18 protein-coding genes are annotated in these 22,370 nt (G+C 72.2%); 8 read left to right on the forward strand and 10 right to left on the reverse strand.

The annotated features are described in order from the left end of the window. Position 1 precedes the first annotated feature (1 nt). Entirely contained in the window at positions 2–1,552 is a 1,551-nt protein-coding gene (locus tag ACM9LD_RS06475; RefSeq protein WP_415675914.1) for an AMP-binding protein, read from the forward strand. Here ACM9LD_RS06475 and ACM9LD_RS06480 read toward each other — a convergent pair. Next, entirely contained in the window at positions 1,538–3,055 is a 1,518-nt protein-coding gene (locus ACM9LD_RS06480) for an ATP-dependent DNA ligase (RefSeq protein WP_415675915.1), read from the reverse strand. The genes ACM9LD_RS06475 and ACM9LD_RS06480 overlap by 15 nt on opposite strands. 108 nt (positions 3,056–3,163) lie before the next feature. On the opposite strand from ACM9LD_RS06480, the gene ACM9LD_RS06485 reads away from it, so the two are divergent. Both ACM9LD_RS06485 and ACM9LD_RS06490 read left to right on the forward strand, forming a co-directional pair. Then, a complete protein-coding gene (locus tag ACM9LD_RS06485) occupies positions 3,164–4,180 on the forward strand; it encodes an ATP-binding cassette domain-containing protein (RefSeq protein ID WP_336670918.1) in 1,017 nt (338 codons plus the stop codon). Then, positions 4,177–4,998, forward strand: coding sequence for an ABC transporter permease (locus tag ACM9LD_RS06490; RefSeq protein WP_415675916.1), 822 nt, complete (start codon positions 4,177–4,179; stop codon positions 4,996–4,998). Before ACM9LD_RS06485 ends, ACM9LD_RS06490 begins: the two co-directional genes overlap by 4 nt. A gap of 40 nt (positions 4,999–5,038) precedes the next feature. Here the strand turns inward: ACM9LD_RS06490 and ACM9LD_RS06495 are convergent, their stop codons facing one another. Together ACM9LD_RS06495 and ACM9LD_RS06500 are read right to left on the reverse strand one after the other, a co-directional pair. Next, on the reverse strand, positions 5,039–8,266 hold the full coding sequence (locus ACM9LD_RS06495; RefSeq protein ID WP_415675917.1) for a BTAD domain-containing putative transcriptional regulator: 3,228 nt from the start codon (positions 8,264–8,266) through the stop codon (positions 5,039–5,041). Between the two features lie 52 nt (positions 8,267–8,318). Next, positions 8,319–9,899 carry a succinic semialdehyde dehydrogenase gene (locus tag ACM9LD_RS06500; RefSeq protein WP_224645347.1) on the reverse strand — a complete coding sequence of 527 codons (1,581 nt, stop codon included), beginning with the start codon at positions 9,897–9,899 and terminating at the stop codon, positions 8,319–8,321. A 45-nt stretch (positions 9,900–9,944) separates the two neighbouring features. On the opposite strand from ACM9LD_RS06500, the gene ACM9LD_RS06505 reads away from it, so the two are divergent. Then, entirely contained in the window at positions 9,945–10,964 is a 1,020-nt protein-coding gene (locus tag ACM9LD_RS06505) for an LLM class F420-dependent oxidoreductase (RefSeq protein WP_415675918.1), read from the forward strand. A gap of 3 nt (positions 10,965–10,967) precedes the next feature. On the opposite strand, the gene ACM9LD_RS06510 is transcribed toward ACM9LD_RS06505, so the two are convergent. The 3 genes from ACM9LD_RS06510 to ACM9LD_RS06520 are packed head-to-tail and all read right to left on the reverse strand — an operon-like array spanning position 10,968 to position 13,269. Further along, a complete protein-coding gene (locus ACM9LD_RS06510; protein WP_415675919.1) occupies positions 10,968–11,654 on the reverse strand; it encodes a hypothetical protein in 687 nt (228 codons plus the stop codon). Positions 11,655–11,663: 9 nt separating this feature from the next. Further along, positions 11,664–12,161, reverse strand: coding sequence for a pyridoxamine 5'-phosphate oxidase family protein (locus tag ACM9LD_RS06515; RefSeq protein WP_415675920.1), 498 nt, complete (start codon positions 12,159–12,161; stop codon positions 11,664–11,666). 4 nt (positions 12,162–12,165) lie between these two features. Next, a complete protein-coding gene (locus tag ACM9LD_RS06520) occupies positions 12,166–13,269 on the reverse strand; it encodes an NAD(P)H-dependent flavin oxidoreductase (protein ID WP_415675921.1) in 1,104 nt (367 codons plus the stop codon). A 117-nt stretch (positions 13,270–13,386) separates the two neighbouring features. Here ACM9LD_RS06520 and ACM9LD_RS06525 point away from each other — a divergent pair, with 117 nt between their 5' ends. Continuing rightward, positions 13,387–14,181 (forward strand): crotonase/enoyl-CoA hydratase family protein, encoded by a 795-nt coding sequence (locus tag ACM9LD_RS06525; protein ID WP_326481207.1) that lies wholly within the window; start codon positions 13,387–13,389, stop codon positions 14,179–14,181. 74 nt (positions 14,182–14,255) lie between these two features. On the opposite strand, the gene ACM9LD_RS06530 is transcribed toward ACM9LD_RS06525, so the two are convergent. Then, on the reverse strand, positions 14,256–15,809 hold the full coding sequence (locus ACM9LD_RS06530; RefSeq protein ID WP_415675922.1) for an AMP-binding protein: 1,554 nt from the start codon (positions 15,807–15,809) through the stop codon (positions 14,256–14,258). 162 nt (positions 15,810–15,971) lie between these two features. Here ACM9LD_RS06530 and ACM9LD_RS06535 point away from each other — a divergent pair, with 162 nt between their 5' ends. From ACM9LD_RS06535 to ACM9LD_RS06545, 3 genes are read left to right on the forward strand one after another with little or no spacing between them, the layout of a single operon-like run. Continuing rightward, a complete protein-coding gene (locus ACM9LD_RS06535; RefSeq protein ID WP_415675972.1) occupies positions 15,972–16,901 on the forward strand; it encodes a Zn-ribbon domain-containing OB-fold protein in 930 nt (309 codons plus the stop codon). After that, positions 16,898–17,977 (forward strand): thiolase domain-containing protein, encoded by a 1,080-nt coding sequence (locus ACM9LD_RS06540; RefSeq protein WP_415675923.1) that lies wholly within the window; start codon positions 16,898–16,900, stop codon positions 17,975–17,977. The genes ACM9LD_RS06535 and ACM9LD_RS06540 overlap by 4 nt, the downstream gene beginning before the upstream one ends. After that, entirely contained in the window at positions 17,977–19,149 is a 1,173-nt protein-coding gene (locus ACM9LD_RS06545; protein ID WP_415675924.1) for a thiolase domain-containing protein, read from the forward strand. The genes ACM9LD_RS06540 and ACM9LD_RS06545 overlap by 1 nt, the downstream gene beginning before the upstream one ends. Here ACM9LD_RS06545 and ACM9LD_RS06550 read toward each other — a convergent pair. The 3 genes from ACM9LD_RS06550 to ACM9LD_RS06560 form a co-directional block, all read right to left on the reverse strand. Next, entirely contained in the window at positions 19,146–19,640 is a 495-nt protein-coding gene (locus ACM9LD_RS06550; RefSeq protein ID WP_415675925.1) for a GNAT family N-acetyltransferase, read from the reverse strand. The genes ACM9LD_RS06545 and ACM9LD_RS06550 overlap by 4 nt on opposite strands. 62 nt (positions 19,641–19,702) lie before the next feature. Beyond that, positions 19,703–20,842: an MFS transporter gene (locus tag ACM9LD_RS06555; protein WP_415675926.1), complete on the reverse strand. Its 1,140-nt coding sequence runs from the start codon at positions 20,840–20,842 to the stop codon at positions 19,703–19,705. A 256-nt stretch (positions 20,843–21,098) separates the two neighbouring features. Next, a complete protein-coding gene (locus ACM9LD_RS06560; RefSeq protein WP_415675927.1) occupies positions 21,099–22,322 on the reverse strand; it encodes a cytochrome P450 in 1,224 nt (407 codons plus the stop codon). Positions 22,323–22,370 lie beyond the last annotated feature (48 nt).

A 22,370-nucleotide genomic window follows, 5' to 3' on the forward strand; every position in this document is an offset into this window, starting at 1 on the left:
GATGACGGCTCCGCTCCCCACGGTCGCCGACCTGCTCCGTGCCCGCGCCGACGATCCCGGCGCGGGCCTGCGGGCCGGCGACCGCACGTGGAGCTGGGCGGAGCACGTCGCGGCGTCCGCGGTCCGCGCGTCCGCCCTGCGGGAGCTCCTCCCCGACGGCGCGCCGCAGCACGCCGGCGTGCTCGCCGACAACGTCCCCGAGTTCTCGCTGCTGCTCGGAGCGGCGGCGCTGTCGGGCGCGGTCGTGGTGGGGCTCAACCCGACCCGCCGCGGCGACGCCCTCGCCCGGGACGTCGCGCTCGCCGACTGCGGCGTCGTCCTCGCGCAGGGCCGGCACGCCGCGCTCCTCGACGGCCTCGACCTGGGCGTCCCGGTCATCGATCTCGACGGTCCGCGGTGGGCCGCGCTCCTCGACGCCCACGCGGGCGCACCGCTGCCGACCGCCGACGTGACCGCCGACAGCCTGCTCGCCCTCGTCTTCACGTCCGGGACCAGCGGCGAGCCCAAGGCCGTGCAGGCCACCCACGGCAAGTTCACCGGCGCGGGAATGATGCTGGCGCAGCGGTTCGGGCTGGGCGGTGCCGACACCGCCTACGTCGCGATGCCGCTCTTCCATTCCAACGCGCTCCTCGCGGGCTGGGCGGTGGCCGTGGCCGCGGGCGCGACCATCGCCCTGGCCGAACGCTTCTCGGCGTCCGGCTTCCTCGCCGACGTGCGCCGGTACGGCGCCACCTACGCGAACTACGTGGGAACGCCGCTCTCCTACATCCTCGCTACCGAGGAACGCCCCGACGACGCCGACAACCCGCTGCGCGTCCTGTACGGGAACGAGGGACGCGCCGAGGACGTCGCCGCCTTCGCCCGGCGCTTCGGCTGCCACGTCCAGGACGGCTACGGCTCATCGGAGAACGGCGTCGCCATCGCCCGCACCCCGGACACCCCGCCCGACGCGCTCGGCCCGCTGCCCGACGGGGTCGCCGTCTGGAAACCCGGCACCTCGATCGAATGCCCGCGTGCCGAGACCGCTCCGGACGGGACGGTCCGCAACGCCGACGAGGCGATCGGCGAGCTGGTGAACACCGGCGGCACCGGCGGGTTCTCTGGCTACTACAACGATCCCGCCGCGGACGCCGCGCGCTCCGACGGTGGCGTCTACCGCACCGGCGATCTGGCGTACGTCGACGCGGCGGGCTACGTCCACTTCGCCGGCCGCACCGGCGACTGGATGCGGGTGGGCGGCGAGAACCTGGGCGTCGCGCCGATCGAGCGCGCGCTCCTGCGTCACCCCGCGGTCGCGGAGGCCGCGGTGTACGGACTGCCGGACCGCGTCGGCGACCAGGTGGCGGCGGCGCTCGTCCTCGCGCCCGGCGCGGACCTCGACCCGGCGGACTTCGCGGCGTTCCTGAGCGCACAGCCCGATCTCGGCCCGCGACAGTACCCGCGCCGCTGGCGCGTCGTGGACGAGCTGCCTCGGACCCCGTCCTTCAAGGTCCTCCGGCGCGCCCTCGTCGCCGACGGGATCGACGCCACCGCACCGCTACCCGGGCAGTAGGGCCCGGACCGCGTCGATCGTGTCCGCGTCCGCCGCGGATTTGTCCGGACGGTAGCGCAGCACGCGGGCGAAGCGCCGCGCGACACCACCGGGGTAGCGGCGCGAGACCTGCGCGCCGTCCAGCTCGATCTCGACGACGATCTCGGGCCGCAGGTAGACGGTGTGCTCGTCACGAGCACGCTCGTGCAGCGGGAACTCGTCGGTCTGCCACCGCAGCAGCGCGTCCGTGAGCCCCTTGAAGGTCTTGCCCACCATGACCGGAGCGCCGCCGTCCGGGTCCCGGGCACCGAGGTGCAGATTCGACAGCATCCCCGTGCGGCGGCCGTAGCCCCACTCGGCACCGAGCACCACCAGGTCCAGGGTGTGGGTCTGTTTGACCTTCTGCCACGCGCGGCCGCGGCGGCCCGCGGCGTAGGGCGAGGCGAGCGCCTTGACCATGACGCCCTCGTGTCCTGCTGCGAGGGCGGCCTCGTAGTGGGCGACGGCCTCGTCCGGGGTGGGCCGGGCCAGCGCGGGAATGCGCAGCTCCGCGGCCACCGTCCGGAGCGCGTCGAGCCGGACGGACAGCGGCTCGTCGAGCAGGTCGCGGCCGTCGAGGTGCAGGCAGTCGAAGAAGTACGGGCGCAGCACCGTCTCTCCGGACTCGGTCGACCCGAACCGGCTCATCGTCTCCTGGAAGGGCCGCGGCCGCCCCGCATCCGTGAGGGCGAGCGACTCCCCGTCGAGCACGACGGACCGGCACGGCAGTTCCCGTGCCAGTGCGACGATCTCGGGCACCGCGTCGGTGATGTCGCGGAGCGTGCGGGTGTAGACGCGGACCTCGTCGCCGAGGCGGTGCACCTGAATCCGGGCGCCGTCGAGCTTGAACTCGACGCTCACGTCGGTGCCCAGGTCGGCGAGCGCGGCGTCCACGCCCTCCGACGGCGAGGCGAGCATCGGCGAGACGCCGCGCAGCACCTCGAGGCCGAAGCCCGCGAGCTCGTCGGCGCCGCCGCGCAGGGCCGCGGCGGCGGTGTCGGGCAGCGAGCCGGAGAGCATCGCCGCGCGCCGCACCGTCTCGAGCGGGACATCGGCGGCGCGGGCGACCGCGTCGGTCACGACGCCCGCGAGGGCGCCCTGGCGCAGCTCGCCCGTGATGAGTCCGACGAGGAACCGCTGTTCCGCCGCCGTCGCCCGACCGAACAGGCCGGTGAGGGCGGCGTCCCGTCGGGCGACGGAGCCGGCGCCCGAGGTGCCGGCCAGCTCGTCGAGCGCAGCGGTCACCTCCTCGACCGTCAGCGCCGGGTCCGCCGCCGGGGCGAGCCCGTCGACGGTCCGCGCGACCGTGCGCCATCCCGCGCCCAGGCGGCCCTGCAGCAACTCCCCCGACAGCCACGCGACGACGGGCCGCACGTCCGCAGCGCCGGCGGCGCGGATCACCGCGGCCAGCGCGGCGATCTTCGCGGTGCGCGAGCGCGTGCCCGCGACCTCGGTGGACACGGCGACGGCCTCGGCGAACAGCACCCCGTCATTGTGGCGCAGACCCCTGACAAGCGCGGCGCGACCGAGCGCGACGGTCCACGTCAGCGTCACGACAGTCCCACGACAGCGGGGCGATGCATCGTGATGGCCATGACGATCACACAGATGAGGACCGGCCAGAGCCCGTCCTCCCCCACCGACCTCGCGATCGACGCCCGCGGCCTGGTCAAGCACTTCGGTGCGACCCGCGCGGTCAACGGCGTCGACCTCCAGGTGCCCACCGGCACCGTCTACGGCGTCCTCGGCCCCAACGGCGCCGGCAAGACGACCACCATCAGCATGCTCGCGACGCTGCTCAAGCCGGATGCGGGCAGCGCCCGCGTCTTCGGGCACGACGTCGTCGCCGAGTCCACCACGGTGCGCTCGCTCATCGGCGTCACCGGCCAGTACGCCTCCGTCGACGAGGACCTCACGGCGCGGCAGAACCTCGTGCTCTTCGGCCGGCTGCTCGGCAAGAGCCGCGCCGAGTCCCGGTCGCGCGCCGAGGAGCTCCTCGGCGCCTTCGGCCTGGAGGACGCGGCGAACCGCCCGCTCAAGGAGTTCTCCGGCGGCATGCGGCGGCGGCTCGACCTGGCCGCCAGCCTCATCGACACCCCGCCGCTGCTGTTCCTCGACGAGCCGACCACGGGCCTCGACCCGCGCACGCGCTCGCAGATGTGGGACACCATCCGTGAGCTCGTCGCCCAGGGCTCGACGGTGCTGCTCACCACGCAGTACCTCGACGAGGCCGACCAGCTGGCCGACCGCATCGCGGTGATCGACCACGGCCTCGTCATCGCCGACGGCACCGCCGACGAGCTCAAGGCCTCGGTCGGCTCCTCGACGCTGCAGCTCACCCCGGCCGACCGCGCCGACGCGCCGGTCGTCGCGCGCACCGTCGAGAAGATCCTCACCGAGACGGCGGCGTTCAGCCCCGAGGCGGCCCGCGTGACCGCCCCGCTGCACCGGCCCGACCTGGTGCCCGACCTGCTCATCGCGCTGCGCGAGCAGGGCGTCGCCATCGAGGAGATCACGGTCTCCAAGCCCAGCCTCGACGAGGTCTTCCTCACCCTCACCGGCCGCCCCGATGACGCGGCCGCCACCGATTCCGCCCAGGAGGCGTCATGACCACCACCCTCACCCGCGCCCCCGGCCGCACGCCGGACCGCGCGGCTCCGAACCACATCGGCCTCGCCGAGACCGTCCGGCAGTCCTTCACGATGGGCTGGCGCGGCGTGCTCAAGATCCGGCACAACCCGGAGCAGCTCTTCGACGTCGTGCTACAGCCCGTCGTCTTCACGCTGATGTTCACGTACATCTTCGGCGGCGCGATCAGCGGCGACGTGCACAGCTACCTGCCGGTCATCATCCCCGGCATCCTCGTGCAGACCGTGATCGTCGCGTCGATCGTCACGGGCACCCAGCTCCGCGAGGACATGAACAAGGGCGTCTTCGACCGGTTCCGGTCGCTGCCGATCGCCCGGATCAGTCCCCTCGCCGGCGCACTGCTCGCGGACGTCGTGCGCTACCTCATCGCCACGGTCATCACGTTCATCGTGGGCATCGCGATGGGCTGGCGCCCGGATCCGGTGGGCGTCCTCGCCTCAACCGGGCTGATCCTGTTCTGCAGCTTCGCCGTGTCGTGGATCTTCGCGCTCATGGGCTGCCTCATGCAGAAGGCCACCGCCGTGCAGGGCGTCTCGATGATGATCATGTTCCCGCTCACCTTCCTGTCCAACGCCTTCGTCCCGGTCGAGACCATGCCGGGCTGGCTGCAGGCCTTCGTGAACGTGAACCCGATCAGCCACCTGGTCTCCGCGATCCGCGAGCTGTGCAACACCGGCCACGCGGGCATCCACGTCGTGTGGAGCCTCGTCGGCGCGCTGGTGATCATCGCGATCTTCGCGCCGCTCGCCGTTCGGGCCTACATCCGCAACGCCCGCTGACGGGACCGCCCGCAGCAGCCGCCGGCACCCGCCCGCCGCGCTACGCCCTCCGGCGGAGCGCGGCGGTGGTGTCGCGGAGCAGACTCACCGCAAGCGATCGGGATAGGCCGGCGATGCGTTCGCCCTGATCGCGCCACGCCGCCTCCGGGGCGCCCTCCGGCGGAGCGGCGAGCCGTCGCATCGTCTCGAACATCACCGGATAGTCCTGGCGCGCGCCGAGCCTGCGGGCGAGCCCCACCATGATCGAGGCCTCCTCGGAGGCGGGGTCGACGGCCGCCAACTGTGCCCCGACGGCGAGGGCCATCGTCGCCGCCTGGGGCAGGTCCCAGTAGCCGGTGATCCCGAACATGGCCTCGTCGCCGGCGATCAACGCGGACACGAGCTCGCCGCCCGTCTCGGGGGCACCGCACGCCACGACACCGAGCAGCGCGATCGCGACGAGCATCTCGCCGCCGGGATCCCTGCTGCCGTTAGGGATCCGGCGCACCAGCAGCTCGCCCGCCCGCCGGTACAGGGCCGCGTCGGGGGCGCCCCGCAGCCGTGCCAGCTCGGCCGCCCCGATCATCATCGCGGCCACGACCTCGGGCCCGCCGTCGGGATCGGGGTCCGTGGGCAGCCACGCCTCCTGGAGGGTGCGTTGCAGCGCCTCCGCCTCGTCGATCCGGCCGAGCGAGCACAGGCTCGCGACGAGGTACGCCATCGCCTGCTTCGCGTCCTCGTCGGCGCCGATCGAAGCCAGCTTCTCCGTGGCCGTCCGATAGCGCCGCTCCGCCTCCTCCCACCGGGCCTGCTGGCCGAAGATGCTCGCCGTGCTCATGGCGAGCATCGCCTCCGTCCAGGCGTCGCCCGGTTCACCGATCGCGCCGATCGCGGCGGAGTCCTCCAGGGCGCCCGCCAGATCACCGCAGTTCTCCCGCAAGTTCATCCGCGCCGCCAGCGCGTGCAGGCGGACGTCGTCCGCGGGCGAGCTCACCCCGGCGAGCACGAGACGGAGGAGTCCGTACACCGAACGCTGGAGGAAGAAGGCGCTGAAGTAGTCGGCCGGCTCGAGCAGCGTCCGCTCGGGTCGGTGCAGCCGGCGGATCATGGTGCGACCGCGCGCGACGTGGCGCGACGTCGGATCCGCCCCGGGCGCGGCGCACGCCGCGAGCACCGTGCCCTGCCACAGCTCGCGATCCTCGTCGGCGAGCCCCGCGGCCAGCGCCTCGCGCGGGTCGGGCAGGGCGTGGACGATCCGAATGCCGATCTCCTGCACCTGCGCATGCAGGCTCCGCATGGACCAGAGGCCCGCGAGCAGTGGGAAGACCCGGATCACCGTCCACGCCGCGTCGCGGTCGCCGGCGACGAGCGCGTCGACGGCGCCGCGGAGCACGAACGCCAGGTTCTCGAGGTCCTCCGCAAGGCGCCCGATCACCGCATAACCACCGACGGAACGGTATTCGCGCCACATCGCGGAAGCGAGATCGGCGGCCCAGGACGCCATGGCCGAGTCCACGAAACAGCTCTCGGGCGTCCCGCCGGCGGACGTCGGCGCCTCCGTGAGCCGCTCCTCGCCGAACTCGCGGACCGTCTCGAGCATCCGGTAGCGGGTGCGGCCCGCGCTCTCGGCGACGTGCACGAGGGACTGGTTCGCGAGCGAGATCAGCGCGTCGTCGAGCGCGACCGGATCCAGCCCCGTGGTCGCGGCCGCGGCCCCGGTGTCGAAACCCGCGGGGAAGCGGCAGAGCCGGCGCAGGGCGAGCTGCGCGTCGGGTTCCAGGAGGTCCCAGCTCCATTCGATCACCGCGTGCAGCGTGCGGTGGCGGTCGGGTGCGGACCGGTCGGCGGAGCGCAGCAGGGCGAACCGCTGTTCCAGCCGGTCGGTGATCTCCTCCACGCTGAGGGTGCGCACGCGGGCGGCGGCCAGCTCGATCGCGAGCGGCAGGCCGTCGAGCCGCCGGCACAGCTCCGCGACGGCGTCCTCCGGCAGCGCCACGCCGGGACGCACGGCGCGGGCGCGCTGCACGAACAGTTCGACAGCGGCGGAACTCGCGCCGTCGGTCGCCAGGACGGGCAGCGGGTGCACCCGCTCCGCCCGGATCTGCAGGGGCGAGCGGCTCGTCGCGAGCACCGTGACCCCGGGCGCCCCGGCCACGAGGTCGGCCACCACGTCGGCGCAGGCGTCCACGACCTGCTCGCAGTTGTCCAGGACGACGAGGCAGCGGCGCCGCCCCAGCGCCTCCAGTACGCGGGCGCCCAGGTCCCGGATCACCCTGCGCGGCATGCCGTCCGCGCCGAGGTCCGACTCCGCCAGGCCGAGGCCGCGGGAGATCGCGGGCAGCACGCCCGCCGCGGATCGGACCGCCGCGAGGGGTACGTAGTAGACCGGCGTGCCGGCGTCCGCAACGGCGGCGCCGACCGCCTCGGCGATGCGGGTCTTCCCCACTCCGCCGGGCCCGAGCACGGTCACGACCCGCGCCTCGTCGACCAGGCGCACCAGGTCGGCGACCTCCGCAGCGCGCCCGATGAGCGGCGTCACCTCGGCCGGAAGTCCCACGGCCGCGGCACGAGCGGGCTTCGCCGGCGCCGGCCCCGTGCCCGCCAGCAGCTCGCAGTGCAGGCGCGTCGCCTCGTCGCCGGGCTCGGTGCCCAGCTCGGTGATCGACGTCCGCCGCAGGTCCGCGTAGGCGGCGAGGGCCTCGGCGGTCCGCCCCGATCCGGCGAGCGCCCGCATGAGCACCACCCGCGCGGGCTCGTCGAGCGGGTCGGCGGCGATGCGCCGCTGGGCGATCGCGTGCGCCGCGTCGAAATCGCCGGCGGCCAGCGCCCCGGCGGCCCGCCGCGCCTCGAGCCGGTCGAAGACGCCGGCCGCCCGCCGCGCCAGCTCGTCCGCGGGCCCACCGTCGTCGAGGTCGACTCCGGGGGCGCCGCGCCACAACCGCAGCGCGTCCGCCTCGTCGCCCGAATCGCGGAGAGCGGTCTCGGCCCGGGCGAGGTCGGTGTCCGCGTCGAGGCGGTAGCCGCCGGCCACGGCCTCGAGGACGGCGGGCCGGATGAGCGCACGGACGCGCGAGATCTGCGTGTGCAACGCGGCGTTCGGCGACTTGGGCGGCTCGTCTCCCCACACCTCGTCGACGAGACGGTCGGCACTGACCGGGCGACCGTCGGCGAGCACCAGGGCGACGAGGAGCCGCCGGGCCCGCACGCCGGGCACGGGCCGACCGCCGGCGACGACCGGTCCGAGGACGCCGATCATCGCCGCGTCGTCGGGGGCGCTGCCGTCGTGCACCCGGCCAGCGTAGTCGCGGACGGTCCGCCGGTCCGCGGTCGCGGTGGCCCGATCAGCGGATGCGCAGCTTGCGCATCCAGCGCAGGACCTGCTTCGTCTGCTGGGCGTACTGCTCGTAGCTCTGCCCCGGGCGCGGGTTGTACACCTGCTGCTTCAGGGTCGCGAGGTTGGTGGTGTCGGTGTACTTGAGCAGGCCAGCGTCGCCGTGGCGCACGCCGACGCCCGACGCCTTCCAGCCGCCCGACGGGGTGCCCTTGCTCGCGAAGGAGGCCGCGAAGCCGTCGTTGACGTTGACGTTGCCCGCCTCGAGCTGCGCGCCGATCCGCGCCGCTCGGCGCAGGTCCTTGCCCCACACGCTGGCGTTGAGGCCGTAGCGGGTGTCGTTGGCGAGGCGGATCGCCTCGTCGTCGCTCGAGTACCGGAACAGGGCGACGACGGGGCCGAAGGTCTCGGCAGAGGCGAGGTGCATGTCCGGGGTGACGCCGGTGAGGATCGTCGGCGCGTAGAAGGCGGGGCCGACGTCGGTGCGTTCCCGCCCGCCGCACAGCACGGTGGCTCCCTTGGCCCGCGCGTCCTCGACGTGTGCGGAGACGCGGCGCAGCTGGTCGGGCGAGGCCAGCGAGCCCATGTCGGGCTCGTAGTCGTAGGTGGCGCCGAGCTTGAGCGCTCCCGCGGCGGCGACGAACCGGCGGGAGAACTCGTCGTAGATCTTCTCGTGCACGTACATCCGCTCGATGTGCATGCACGCCTGGCCGGCGTTGGCGAAGACCGCGAAGATCGCCGACGGGATGGCCTCGTCGAGGTCGACGTCGTCGAGCACGATCATCGGGTTCTTGCCGCCCAGCTCGAGGCTGCAGCCGATGAGGTTGCGCCCGGCCCGCTCGCCGACGGTGACGCCGGTGGCGGACGAGCCGGTGAACATGACGAAGTCTGACTCGTCGATGAGCGCGGGGCCCACGTCCGGCCCCTGCCCACAGACCACCTGGAACAGGCCCTCCGGCGCGCCGGCGCGGCGCAGCAGCTCCACGCCGTAGAGGGCGGCCAGCGCGGTCTTGTTGTCCGGCTTGAGGACGACGCCGTTGCCGGCGATGAGGGCGGGGATCGCGTCCGAGAGCGCCATCGCGAACGGGAAGTTCCACGGCGCGATCACGCCGATGACGCCCTTGGGCCGGTGCAGCTCCACGGAGTTGCTCACCACGGGGACGGGTCCGCCGCGGCGACGCGAGCGGAGCAGCTTGGGCGCGGACTTGAGGTAGTGGCTGATCACCATCGGGACGTCGCAGGACTCCTCGAAGGCCATCCGCCGGTTCTTGCCGGTGCCGCTCTGGATGAGGTCGACGAGCAACTCGTTGTTCTCGAGGATCAGCTCGTGCAGCCGCCGGAACACGGCGAGGCGCTCCTCGAGGGAGCGCTGCGCCCACTGCCGCTGCGCCTCCCGTGCGGTGGCGAAGGCCGCGACCACGTCGCTCGGGGTGGACTGCGGGAGCGCGCCGATGGCCGCGCCCGTGAACACCTCGCTCATGGTGAACGGTTCGCGACTGCCGTCGGCCACCACCAGCGCGGTGAGGCGCTCGATCAGCTCGTCGGTGATGCGCGCGGGCAGGGTGCTGTCGATCTGCGTGGGCGAAGCCATACCGAACTGTAACCCAAACCCTAGAACTTGTTCTAGATTTGAGGAATGGTCAACGATCTCAATCTGGGCATCAACCTCGGCTACTGGACCCGTGGGCCGGAGGACCACACCGCGGCCGTGGTCGCCGCCGACGAGCTCGGCTACGACTACGCCTTCACCGCCGAGGCCTACGGCTCCGACGCCTTCTCGACGCTCGCCTGGTACGGATCGCGCACGAAGCGGATCAAGCTCGGCACCGCCGTCGCGCAGATCCCCGCGCGCACGCCCACCGCGACCGCCATGCACGCCCTGACGATCGACGGCCTGTCCGGCGGCCGCATGGTTCTCGGCCTCGGCGCCTCGGGGCCGCAGGTCGCCGAGGGCTGGTACGGGAACCCGTTCCCCAAGCCGCTCGCCCGCACCCGCGAGTACGTCGACATCGTGCGCCAGGTGATCGCCCGCGAGGAGCCCGTGACCAGCGCGGGCCCGCACTACCCGCTGCCGCTGCCGGGCGGCACCGGACTGGGCAAGCCACTCAAGTCCATCGCCCTGCCCGTGCGGCCGCGGATCCCGATCTTCCTCGGCGCGGAGGGACCGAAGAACGTCGCGCTGTCGACCGAGATCGCCGACGGCTGGCTGCCGCTGTTCGTCGATCCGCAGCAGGTCGAGTCGGTCTTCGGCGAGTCCCTGGCCGGTCGCTCCGCGGACTTCGAGATCGCCGCGACCGTCTCGGTGATCGTCTCCGACGACCTCGACGCCGCGCTCACCCAGGCGAAGGTCCCGCTCGCCTTCTACATCGGCGGCATGGGCCACAAGTCGACGAACTTCCATCTCGACCTCATCGGGCGGCTCGGTTTCGCCGACGCCGCGGTCGCGGTGCAGGAGAAGTTCCTCGCGGGCGACCGCGCGGGCGCCATCGCCGCCGTCCCCGACGAGCTCGCCGATTCCATCGCCCTGCTCGGGCCGATCGACCGGATCGCCGAGCGCCTCGCACTCTGGCGGGACTCCCCCGTGACGACGGTGCTGTTCAGCGGCGTGCGCGACGAGCCCACGCTGCGCGCGCTGGCCGAGGCGGCCCGGGGCTGAGCGTCAGCGCCGGCCGAAGGTGAAGGCGAGGTCCCACGGATCGGCGTCCCAGCGGCTGATCGCCTCGATCATCACGGTCGGGGCGGTCGACACGGTCTCGGGATTCGACGGTGCGCTGATGGTGGCGGTCCGGTCCCAGTCGTCGATGTAGGGCGCCCAGAGGTCGGAGTCCCGCGGCGGCGGCGCCGTCTCGACGACGGTGACGAAGACGCCGGGCTCGGCGCCCGCCGGGAGCACCGCGAAGAGGCAGAAGGGCTCGCGCTTCGCGTCGCGCGCGCCCCGTTCCACCACGAGGTACTCGTCGGTGGCGGCGCAGTGCTCGACCGCCCGGGTCAGCACCTCACGGAAGTCCTCGAAGGTCGAGCGGGAGGGCCGCTTCTCCGGCGCGAGGGCGATGGACTGCGCCTCCATCGTGAGGCTCCCGTCGATCGCCCGGAGCGGGACGCGGGGCCGCACGAGGAGCGCACCATCGGCCTCGGACAGCCGCGCCGCCTCGCGGTACCGACCCTCCTTCCGGGAGACGCGGCCGACACGGCCCGTCGCCTGGACCTCGCGGAGCCAGGCGTCGTCGGGCACCGCCCAGAGGCGGGAGGCACCGTCGTCCGACCAGGTCCGGACGAGGCCCCCGACGCAGGGGCTGATCTCGACGAACCCCTCGGAATCCTCCGACTGCGCATGCGATCCGGGCATCGTCCGCCCCTACAGGTACGCCGCGGTGCTTCCGCCGACCGGCAGCTCGGGCATGCCGAGCTTGCGGTGGTCCCAGGAGCGCACGCGGCCTCCGCGCAGGCGCACGGCGACGCGCTTCTTCATCATCTCGTCGATCGCGGGCCTGAGCTCCTCGGAGTACGGACCGAAGTAGCGCTCGTAGACCTGCTCGCAGACCGCGCGCACCGTCGCCTCGTCCTCGACGATCTCGGCGGTGCCCTCGATGGTGACGCCGCGCAACTGGTCGTACGACTGCCCGGCCTCGATCGACGCGCTCATGAGCGGATTACGGCGCAGGTTCACGACCTTCTGCGACTTGGCCTTCGTCTCGATCCACAGGTCGCCGTCGATCACGGCGTACCACATGGCGACGAGGTGCGGCGCCCCGCTCGCGCCCAGGGTGGCGATGGTGGCGGTCCGGCTGCGCTCGAGGAAGTCCCCGATCTCCGCCTCGGTCATCTGGATCGTGCCGCGCTGATTCGTTCCCATGAGGTCAGCGTGCCAGGTTCAGGCGGTCGACGGCATCCTCGAACTCGCCGACCAGCTCGGCCATGATCTCGGCGACGGGCCGCACCGCGTTCATCCGGCCCACGATCTGGCCGACCGGCATCGCGACGACCGAGGGGTCGCCCGAGGCGTGGATCCGGCTGTGCGCCTCCCCCACCAGCAGGTTCTGCAGGGGCATGGGCAGGGCCGACGGTGCGCCGGGCTGCTCCCAAGCCTCCGTCCACCGGGTCTTGAGCAGGCGAGCGGGCTTGCCGGAGAAGATCCGCGTGCGCACGGTGTCGGCGCTCGTCGCGGCGACCAGGGCGTCCTGCATGGTCTGCGATTTCGTGTGCGTCTCGAGGTACTCGGTGGTGGTGAGCCAGTAGGAGCCCATCCACACCCCCTCGGCGCCGAGGGTCAGGGCCGCGGCGATCTGCCGGCCGGAGCCGATGCCACCCGCGGCGACGACCGTCCCGTCGTCGCCCACCTCGTCGACGATCTCGGGGAGCAGCACCATGGAGCCGATCTCGCCGGTGTGGCCGCCCGCCTCGTAGCCCTGCGCGATGACGATGTCGACGCCGTTGTCGACGTGGGCGCGGGCGTGCTTGGCGCGGCCGGCGAGCGCGGCGACCTTGACGCCGTGCTCGTGCGCTGCGTCGATGACGTCCTTCGGCGGCGAGCCGAGGGCGTTGGCGATCAACGCGATCCGATGCTTGAGTGCGACGTCGACGTGCGAGCGGGCCACCGAGTGCAGCCAGCCGAGCACGCCCGCGCCGGCGGCACCGTCGGGCAGCTCGGGCACGCCGAGCTCGCGGAGGGTCCGCTCGACGAAGGCCCGATGCTCCGCGGGGATGAGCTCGGTGAGGTCGCCAGCGCTGCCCTCGGTGGGCACCTTGTTGGGCATGACGATGTCCACGCCGTAGGGCCGGCCGTCGGTGTTGGCGTCCATCCAGTCGAGGACGGCGTCGAGCTCCGCGGGATCGTTGAACCGGACGCAGCCGAGGACGCCGAGGCCGCCGGCCCGGGAGACGGCCGCGGCCACGTGCTCCGACGGGGTGAAGGCGATGACCGGGTACTGGATGCCCAGGTCCTCGCACAGGGGTGTGCGCATGAATCCTCCTGAAGACTTCTTTCCTCCAAACTAGAACCTGTTACTGTCCGGGGAGGCGGATTCCCGCAATTGCCGATCCTCGTCTCGGCGAGGGTCCTCGACCCAGGAGCCTCAGTCATGACAGACGCCCCGCACGCCCTCGTCGAGCAGCGCGGCCACACGCTGCTCATCACCATGAACCGGCCCGAGCGCAAGAACGCGCTCACCGGCGAGATGCTGCAGATCCTCAGCGACGCCTGGGACCGCATCGACGCCGACCCCGAGATCCGCAGCGCCGTGCTCACCGGCGCGGGCGGCGCCTTCTGCGCCGGCGCGGACCTGAAGAACATGGCGAAGTCGAACCCCGGCGAGGCGATGAAGGAGGGCAGCGCCTTCGATCCGGCCCGGATCCCCGGCCTGATCAAGGGCCGCCGCCCGGGCAAGCCGCTCATCGCCGCGGTCGAGGGCGCCGCCATCGCCGGCGGCACGGAGATCCTGCAGGGCACCGACATCCGCGTCGCGGGCGAGAGCGCGAAGTTCGGCGTCTCCGAGGCGAAGTGGAGCCTCTACCCCATGGGCGGCTCCGCCGTCCGGCTGCCGCGCCAGATCCCGTACACGGTGGCGGCGGACCTGCTGCTCACCGGCCGGCACATCACCGCGGCGGAGGCCAAGGAGTACGGGCTGATCGGCCACGTCGTGCCCGACGGCGGCGCGCTGGACAAGGCGCTGGAGCTGGCCGAGCTGATCAACGCGAACGGCCCACTGGCCGTGCAGGCGATGCTGCGCACCATGCGCGCCACCGAGGGCATGCACGAGGAGGAGGCCTTCAAGGTCGACGCGAAGGAGGGCCTGCCCGTCTTCCTCTCCCGCGACGCCAAAGAGGGCCCGCGCGCCTTCGCCGAGAAGCGCACCCCGGTCTTCGAAGGCCGCTGACCCTGCAATTGAACGACGTTCTGGAGAATCCGACCTGCGGGTTTGCTCTCCGGAACGTCGTTCAATTCAGGCAGTCAGGCGTACTGGGCGCGGAGGGCCTTCTTGTCCGGCTTGCCGAGCGGGCTGACGGGGATGGACTCGACGAGGTCGACGGTCTTGGGTGTGTAGACGGCGCCCTTGCGGTCGCGGACCAGGTCGCGGAGCTCCTCGACGTCGACGGTCGCGCCGGCGCGAGGCACCACCACGGCCTTCACGGCCTCGCCCCACTTCTCGTCGGGCACGCCGATCACCGCGACGGACGCGACGGACGGGTGCGTCGAGATGACGTCCTCGACCTCGCGCGGGAAGACGTTGAAGCCGCCGGTGACCACCATGTCCTTCTTCCGATCGACGATGTAGAGGTAGCCCTCGTCGTCGAACCGGCCCACGTCGCCGGTGTGCAGCCAGCCGTGCTCGGTGGCCTCGGCGGTCTGCTCCGGCTTGTTCAGATAACCCTGCATCACCAGCGGCCCGCGCACGCAGATCTCCCCCGGCGCACCGGGTTCGACAGGGCGCCCGGCATCGTCGAGTAGGGCGACGTTCACCCACGGGACGGGCTTGCCGCAGCTCGCCAATCGCTCCGGCTTCGACGGGTCGTGGTCGCCGCGGCGCAGCACGGAGATGGTCATGGGGCACTCGGCCTGGCCGTAGAACTGGAAGAACACGGGCCCGATGCGCTCGATCGCCTCCGTCAGCCGGGTGGGCGAGATCGCGGACGCGCCGTAGAAGACGGTCTCCAGGCTGGAGAGGTCGTAGTCGTCGAACTTCGGGTGATCGAGCAGCGCGTAGATCATGGTGGGCACCAGCATCGTCGCGGTGATCCGGTACTTCTCGATCGCCGCGAGCACGGCCTCGGGCTCGAACCGGGGCAGCACGACCATCGACCCGCCGGTCATCGACGTCGGGTTCCAGAAGGCGCCACCGGCGTGGCTGAGCGGCGCGCACACGAGGAACCGGATCTCCTCCGGCCATTCCCATTCCGTGCGCTGGATGCGCAGCAGCGCCGCGCCGCCGGAGTAGCTGAGCATGACGCCCTTGCTCTTGCCGGTGGTGCCGCCGGTGTACGCGAGGCTCGCGGTCGACGACGGGTCGGCGGTGTGCGCGGCGAGCGGTCCGGGCTCGAAGCCGGCCGCGACGGCGGTGAGGTCGACGCCCGCGTCCGTGGGCCCGAGGGAGAGCAGTGTCTTCAGTCCCGGCACCCGATCCCGCAGGTCCGCGGCGCGCTGCTCGTACAGGCGCGGGTCGTAGACGAGGGTCTCGATCCCCGCATCCTCCATGACGTAGACGTGATCGTCGAGCGAGCCCATCGGGTGCAGCGCGGCGAAGCGGACGCCGGTGATCAGGTTGGTGGACTGGGCGATCAGCACCTCGTGCCGATTGCCCGAGAGCATCGCGACGGGGCTGCCCACGCCGAGCCCGACGGAGGCGTACGCCTGCGCGTAGCGACTGACCTCGTCGCGCACCTGCGCGTAGGTCAGCACGGAGTCACCGTCGGCTCCGGTGACGTGGACGGCGACGCGGTCGGGAAAGGCGGCGAGGGAGCCGAGCAGGATGTCGCCGGCCAGCGGCTCGCGGTGCAGATCGTCCATGGAACACCTCGTGGATCGTTGCGGGAATACCGGCGCGGAACGCGGTAGGAACTTTTTCCACGGTAAGGGCTGATCGCCGTTTCCGGGATACCCTTGCGCCAAAAAGTTAGAACATGTTTCACTCGTGAGGTGACCGCAGAAACGCAGACCCTCTCGGCGCCGATGCACCTGTCCTTCGACTACACCCGGTCGCTCGGACCGGTCCTGGGCGCGTTCATGACGAACCTCCGCGAGCGCCGCATCGTCGGCACCCGCGACGCGGCCGGGCGGGTGCACGTGCCCCCGCTGGAGTTCGATCCCGACACCACGGCCGCCCTCAGCGAGATCGTTCCGGTCTCGGACACCGGCACGGTGACCAGCTGGAGCTGGAACGCGCACCCCGTCGACGGGCAGCCCTTCGACCGGCCCTTCGCCTACGCCCTCATCAAGCTCGACGGTGCCGACACCTCCCTCCTGCACGCCGTCGACGTCGAGGGCCCCGAGGACATCTCGACCGGCATGCGGGTGCACGCCCGCTGGGCCGCCGAGACGACCGGCGCGATCGGCGACATCACGCACTTCGTCCCCGGCGAAGGCGACGGCGTCCCTGCGGTCGCCGCACCGGCGGGCGACCCGATCGAGGTCCTCGTCACCCCGGTCGCGCTGCGGCTCGAGCACTCCGCCTCCGTGCCGGAGACCCGCTACCTGCAGGCCCTGGCCGAGGGACGGCTGCTGGGCCAGCGGTGCGGGACGTGCGGCAACGTTTACGTCCCGCCGCGCAATGCCTGCCCGATCGACGGCATCCCCACGACCGAGGAGGTCGATCTGCCGGACACCGGCGTGGTCACCACCTTCTGCGTGGTCAACGTGCCCTTCCAGGGGCAGCGGATCAAGCCCCCGTACGTCGCCGCCTACGTGCTGATCGACGGCGCCGACATCCCGTTCCTCCACCTCGTGCTCGGCTGCGACCCGTCCGAGGTGCGGATGGGCATGCGGGTGCGGGCCGTGTGGAAGCCGCGCGAGGAATGGACCGAGAGTCCCGGCAACATCTCGCATTTCGAACCGACCGGTGAGCCGGACGCCCCCTACTCCAGTTACGAGAAGCACCTGTGAGCACACGCACCTGCACCGATCCGGACGGCTCCGTCGCCGTCGTCGGCTACGCCGCCACCCCGTGGCTGCGCGCCGCCGAGACCACCACCAACGGCGTGGAGATGCTGATCCCGCTGTTCGCCGACGTCTTCGCCCAGACGGGCCTCACCAAGTCCGACATCGGATTCTGGTGCTCCGGTTCGTCGGACTACCTGGCGGGACGGGCCTTCTCGTTCATCGCCGCGATCGACTCCATCGGCGCCGTGCCGCCGATCAACGAGTCGCACGTGGAGATGGACGCCGCGTGGGCGCTGTACGAAGCCTGGGTGAAGATCCGCACCGGCGAGATCGACACCGCACTCGTGTACGGCTTCGGCAAGTCCTCCGCCGGCGTGCTGCGCCGCACGCTGACCATGCAGCTCGACCCGTACATCGTCGCGCCGCTGTGGCCCGATTCGGTGTCGGTCGCCGCGCTGCAGGCCCGCGCGGGCATCGACTCCGGCGCGTGGACCGAGGCCGACATGGCCGCGGTCGCCGCGCGCAGCCTCACCGACGCGACGGCGAACCCGGCGGCGCAGGTGTCGCGCACCGTCGACGCGGAGACGCTCCTGGGCGAGCCGCTGTGGGCGGATCCCCTGCGCCGGCACGACATCGCGCCCGTCACCGACGGTGCCGCCGTCGCGATCCTCGCCTCCGCCGAGCGCGCCCGCGAGATCCGGGAGAACCCCGCGTTCATCACCGGCCTCGAGCACCGGATCGACTCACCCGCACTGGGCTCGCGCGACCTCACCCTGTCACCGTCGACCACCGCCGCGGCCCGCGCCGCCGGAGCGGACGGCGTGCAGCTCGCCGAGCTCCACGCGCCCTTCACCCACCAGGAACTGATCCTGCGCACCGCGATCGGCCTCGGCGACGACGTACGGATCAACCCGTCCGGCGGTGCGCTCGTGGGGAATCCCATGTTCTCCGCGGGTCTCGCCCGGATCGGCGAGGCCGCCCGCGCCGTGTGGAACGGCGACGCGGAACGCGTCCTCGCCCACGCCACCGGCGGACACGCCCTGCAGCAGAACCTGATCGCCGTGATGGAGGCCAAGTGATGGGCAAGCCCACCGCAGTACTCGGGACGGGCCAGACCCGCCACCGCGCCAAGCGCACCGACGTCTCGATGGCCGGCATGATCCGCGAGGCCGTCGACGCCGCGCTGCTCGATTCCGGCGCCACGATGGCCGACATCGACGCCATCGTGATCGGCAAGGCGCCCGACATGTTCGAGGGCGTCATGATGCCCGAGCTGTTCCTCGCCGACGCGCTGGGTGCTGTCGGCAAGCCGCTGCTGCGCGTGCACACCGCGGGCTCGGTCGGCGGGTCCACCGCCGCCGTCGCCGCCGCCCTGATCAAGTCGGGCGTGCACAAGCGGGTGCTCACGGTGGCGTGGGAGAAGCAGTCGGAGTCGAACGCCATGTGGGCGCTGTCGATCCCGGTCCCGTTCACGGTGCCCGTCGGCGCCGGCGCCGGCGGCTACTTCGCACCGCACGTCCGCTCCTACATCCGGCGCTCCGGCGCGCCGGACCACGTCGGCGCGATGGTGGCGGTCAAGGACCGCCGCAACGGCGCCCGTAACCCGCTGGCGCACCTGCACCAGCCCGACATCACCCTCGAATCGGTGCAGGCGTCCCAGATGCTGTGGGACCCCATCCGCTTCGACGAGACCTGCCCGTCGTCCGACGGCGCCTGCGCCATCGTGCTCGGCGACGAGGAGGCCGCCGCGGCATCGGAGGCGGCCACCGGCAACCGCGTCGGTTGGGTGCTCGCGACCGCGATGCGCACCGAGCCGCTGGCCTACGCGGGCCGCGAGCACGTCAGCCCCCGCGCGGGTCAGGACGCCGCGGCCGCGCTGTGGCGCGACGCCGGCATCACCGACCCGCTGCGGGAAGTGGATGCCGCCGAGATCTACGTGCCCTTCTCCTGGTTCGAGCCGATGTGGCTGGAGAACCTGGGGTTCGTCCCCGAGGGGCAGGGCTGGAAGCTCACGGAATCCGGGGGCACCGAGATCGGCGGGGAACTGCCCGTGAATCCGTCCGGCGGCGTGCTCTCCTCCAACCCGATCGGCGCGTCCGGCATGATCCGGTTCGCCGAGGCCGCGAAGCAGGTCATGGGGCGGGCCGGGGACTACCAGGTCGACGGTGCCCGCAAGGCACTCGGGCACGCCTACGGCGGCGGTTCGCAGTACTTCTCCATGTGGCTGGTGGGCGCGGACAAGCCGAGCTAGCAACGCCCGGCCACTGCGTCTACATCGAGCACGAACACCACCGTGTTCCCGACGAACCTGCCCACCGTGCCGCGGTCCAGGGATGCGACGAAACTGCGCGCTCCATCGTTGTCCTCCTGCACCGTCGCTCGGAATGAACGGATCCCGGCTTCGCCCGCGAGGACTGCCAGGCGCGCCATCAGGTCACGTCCCAGACCTCCGCGTTGTCGGTCATCGGCGACGATGATCGCCACCTCCGCGGTGTCGCTCGACGGATCTCCACAGGCGTCCCGGGCGAAGCGGGCCACCGCGGCGAGACCTCGGTCGTCGACCGCCACCAGCGCCTCCCGGCAACCGGGTTCCAGGTTCAGCAGCAGGTCCAGCGTGGGAGCGGTCAACAGCTTCATCGGACCGTGGAACCGCGTCCGCGCCGTCTCAGCCGACACCCGGTCCGGGAAGGCCGCCAACGGTGCACGGTCCTCGGGGAGAAGCCGGCGGATGGACGTCGTCATGCCCTGAGTACATCCCATCGGCGCGGCCGTCGACGGGATAACGCGCGACTCCTCCCCTGGGGTCACCCCAGCGTTGATCTGAACATCACACCTCCCACGATCGCCGCGGCCACGACGGCCGCGGCGAATCCGGCCGGCCCCGCGATCCCGCCGAGGCGGTCGAGGGCGGCGCCCGCGCCGATGGGGCCCGCCACCGCGCCCACGTTGAGCGCGGCGGTGGCGTACGAACCTGCCATCGTGGGTGCAGTCTCCGAAGCGGACCCGATCGAGAGAGCGATCAGCGTCCCGCCGACGGCGAATGCGAGGAGGCCCGACAGGGGCACGATCGCCAGCAGGAGGAGCGGGTCCCGTCCGCCGGAAGCGAGCATCACCCACACGCCCACCAGGAGCGGCGCTCCCGCGGCGAGGAGGGCTCGCGGTCGGGCGTCGGCGACGCGGCCGACGAGCGCGACGCCGGCGCACGCACCCGCCCCGAAGAGCATCAGCACCAGCGGGATCCACGCCGCCGACAGCACTTCCGCCACCGGGACCGCGAGGTAGGTCAGGACGCCGAAGGTGCCCGCGTTCACCAGCGCGGTGAGTATGAGCACGGCCGCCGTCCGACCGTCCCACAGCGCGGCGAGTTCCGTTCGGAGTGAGCGGCGCCTGCTGTCGACGGGATCGAGGGGAGCCGCGCCGAGGATCGCGAGGAAGGGCGGCACGCACACCATCGCGACCGCCCAGAACAGGGCGCGCCATCCCGCGGCGGCGCCCACGACGGCGCCTGCCGGAACGCCCGCGACCATGGCGACGGTGGTCCCCGCGAGCAGCATCGACAGCGCCCGCGCCCGACGGTCGGGGCCGACCGCCGCGGCCGCCACGGTGAACGCGACGGCGAGGAAGCCCGCATTGGCGAAGGCGGCCACCACGCGGGTCCCGACCAGCACCGGAAGGGAGACGGTCAACGCGCCGACGACGTGCGCCGCCGCGAACAGTGCGAGGAAGCCGAGCAGGGCCGAGCGGGGCGCCCACCGTCGGGCGAGGGCTGCGGTGACCGGGGCACCGACGACCATCCCGACCGCGAACGCGGAGACGAGGCTTCCCGCGGCGGACGGGGCGACGGCGAGGTCGTCGGCGAGGGCCAGCAGCACGCCGGCGAGCATGAATTCGGAGGTGCCCATCGCGAAGACGGCGAGGGCGAGGAACAGGACGAGTCGAGGCACGGAGCACTCCTGGGACGACGGGAAACGTGGGATCGTCTCCGGTCGCCGCGGCCGACTCGGGCCCGCGGATCAGCGCATGACGGCGCGGTTCTGCACGGGGTCGGCGGCGGGACCGGCGACCCCTTCCTCATGCGATTCCGGCGTGCTCACCCGACCACGCTAACGCCACTACCGTCCCGGGGCCACCGGGTTTCCGGACCGCACCACGACGAGGCCCCCGGGAGAATCCCGGGGGCCTCGTCAGTGAGTTCCGTGCCTACTCGTAGGCGACCTTCCAGTGCTTGATGCCGTTGAGCCAGCCCGACCGCAGGCGCTGCGGGGGCTCCAGCTCACGCAGGTTCGGCATGACGTCCGCGATGGCCTTGAACATCAGGTCCATCTCGAGGCGGGCGAGGTTCGCGCCCACGCAGTGGTGGGTGCCCGAGCCGCCGAAGCCGACGTGTGGGTTCGGGTCGCGCAGGATGTTGAAGGTGTAGGGATCCTCGAAGGCGTCCTCGTCGAAGTTGGCCGAGGCGTAGAACAGCGCGACACGCTGGCCCTTCTTGATCGTCTGCTCGCCGAGCTGGACGTCCTCGAGCGCGGTCCGCTGGAACACTGAGACGGGCGTCGCCCAGCGCACGATCTCGTCGGGCGCGGTGCGCGGCCGCTGCTCCTTGTAGATCTCCCATTGGTCGGGGTAGTCGACGAACGCCTTCATGCCGTGGCTGATGGCGTTGCGGGTGGTCTCGTTGCCGGCGACCGCGAGCAGCAGCACGAAGAACGCGAACTCGTCACTGCCGAGCCCGTCGCCGTCGATGTCCGCCTGCACCAGGGTGGTCACGATGTCGTCCATCGGACACTTGCGGCGCTCCTCGGCGAGGTTCCACGAGTAGCCGGTGAACTCGGTCATGGCGGTGAGGTAGTCGCCCTCGAACTCGGGGTCGTCGTAGGCCATCATCGAGTTGGACCAGTCGAAGAGCTTCTTGCGGTCCTCCTGCGGCACGCCCAGCAGCTCGGCGATCGCCTGCAGGGGGAGCTCCGAGGCCACCTGCTCGACGAAGTCGCCGCCGCCGGCCTTACGCGCCTCGTGCACGATCTGCTCGGCCCGCTCCGCCAGCGCGTCGTGCAGGGACTGCACCGCCTTCGGCGTGAATCCGCGCGAGATGATGCGCCGCGTCTTGGTGTGCTGCGGCGGGTCCATGTTGAGCAGCAGCATCCGCTGCATGTCGATCTGCTCGCGCTCGATCTCCGGTCCGAATCGGACGATCGCGCCGTTCTCCCAGTTCGAGTACTGCTTCGGGTTCCGCGAGATGGCCTTGATGTCCTCCAGCTTGGACACCACCCAGAAGCCACCGTCATCGAACCCGGTGGTCCCGGGCGGGATGTCCTGCCACCACACCGGCGCCGAACGCCGCAGCTCGGCGAACTCGGCCTCGGGCCGCCGCTCCGACCACAGGTCGGGGCTGGTGAAATCGAACCCCGCGGGGAAGTGCACGCTCACGCCGCCTCCTCAAGCGTCTCCACCCGGTCTCTGGCCAGGCGTATCTGA

Source organism: Tsukamurella hominis (assembly GCF_965137015.1).
Lineage (GTDB): Bacteria > Actinomycetota > Actinomycetes > Mycobacteriales > Mycobacteriaceae > Tsukamurella > Tsukamurella hominis.

Coding starts and splice junctions, on each gene's coding strand:
- ACM9LD_RS06490 (WP_415675916.1), top strand. CDS start 4,177: ATGACCACCACCCTCACCCGCGCCCCCGGCCGCACGCCGGACCGCGCG.
- ACM9LD_RS06475 (WP_415675914.1), top strand. CDS start 2: ATGACGGCTCCGCTCCCCACGGTCGCCGACCTGCTCCGTGCCCGCGCC.
- ACM9LD_RS06530 (WP_415675922.1), bottom strand. CDS start 15,809: ATGGACGATCTGCACCGCGAGCCGCTGGCCGGCGACATCCTGCTCGGC.
- ACM9LD_RS06550 (WP_415675925.1), bottom strand. CDS start 19,640: ATGACGACGTCCATCCGCCGGCTTCTCCCCGAGGACCGTGCACCGTTG.
- ACM9LD_RS06545 (WP_415675924.1), top strand. CDS start 17,977: ATGGGCAAGCCCACCGCAGTACTCGGGACGGGCCAGACCCGCCACCGC.
- ACM9LD_RS06515 (WP_415675920.1), bottom strand. CDS start 12,161: ATGGGAACGAATCAGCGCGGCACGATCCAGATGACCGAGGCGGAGATC.
- ACM9LD_RS06525 (WP_326481207.1), top strand. CDS start 13,387: ATGACAGACGCCCCGCACGCCCTCGTCGAGCAGCGCGGCCACACGCTG.
- ACM9LD_RS06485 (WP_336670918.1), top strand. CDS start 3,164: ATGACGATCACACAGATGAGGACCGGCCAGAGCCCGTCCTCCCCCACC.
- ACM9LD_RS06510 (WP_415675919.1), bottom strand. CDS start 11,654: ATGCCCGGATCGCATGCGCAGTCGGAGGATTCCGAGGGGTTCGTCGAG.
- ACM9LD_RS06520 (WP_415675921.1), bottom strand. CDS start 13,269: ATGCGCACACCCCTGTGCGAGGACCTGGGCATCCAGTACCCGGTCATC.
- ACM9LD_RS06500 (WP_224645347.1), bottom strand. CDS start 9,899: ATGGCTTCGCCCACGCAGATCGACAGCACCCTGCCCGCGCGCATCACC.
- ACM9LD_RS06505 (WP_415675918.1), top strand. CDS start 9,945: ATGGTCAACGATCTCAATCTGGGCATCAACCTCGGCTACTGGACCCGT.
- ACM9LD_RS06535 (WP_415675972.1), top strand. CDS start 15,972: ATGCACCTGTCCTTCGACTACACCCGGTCGCTCGGACCGGTCCTGGGC.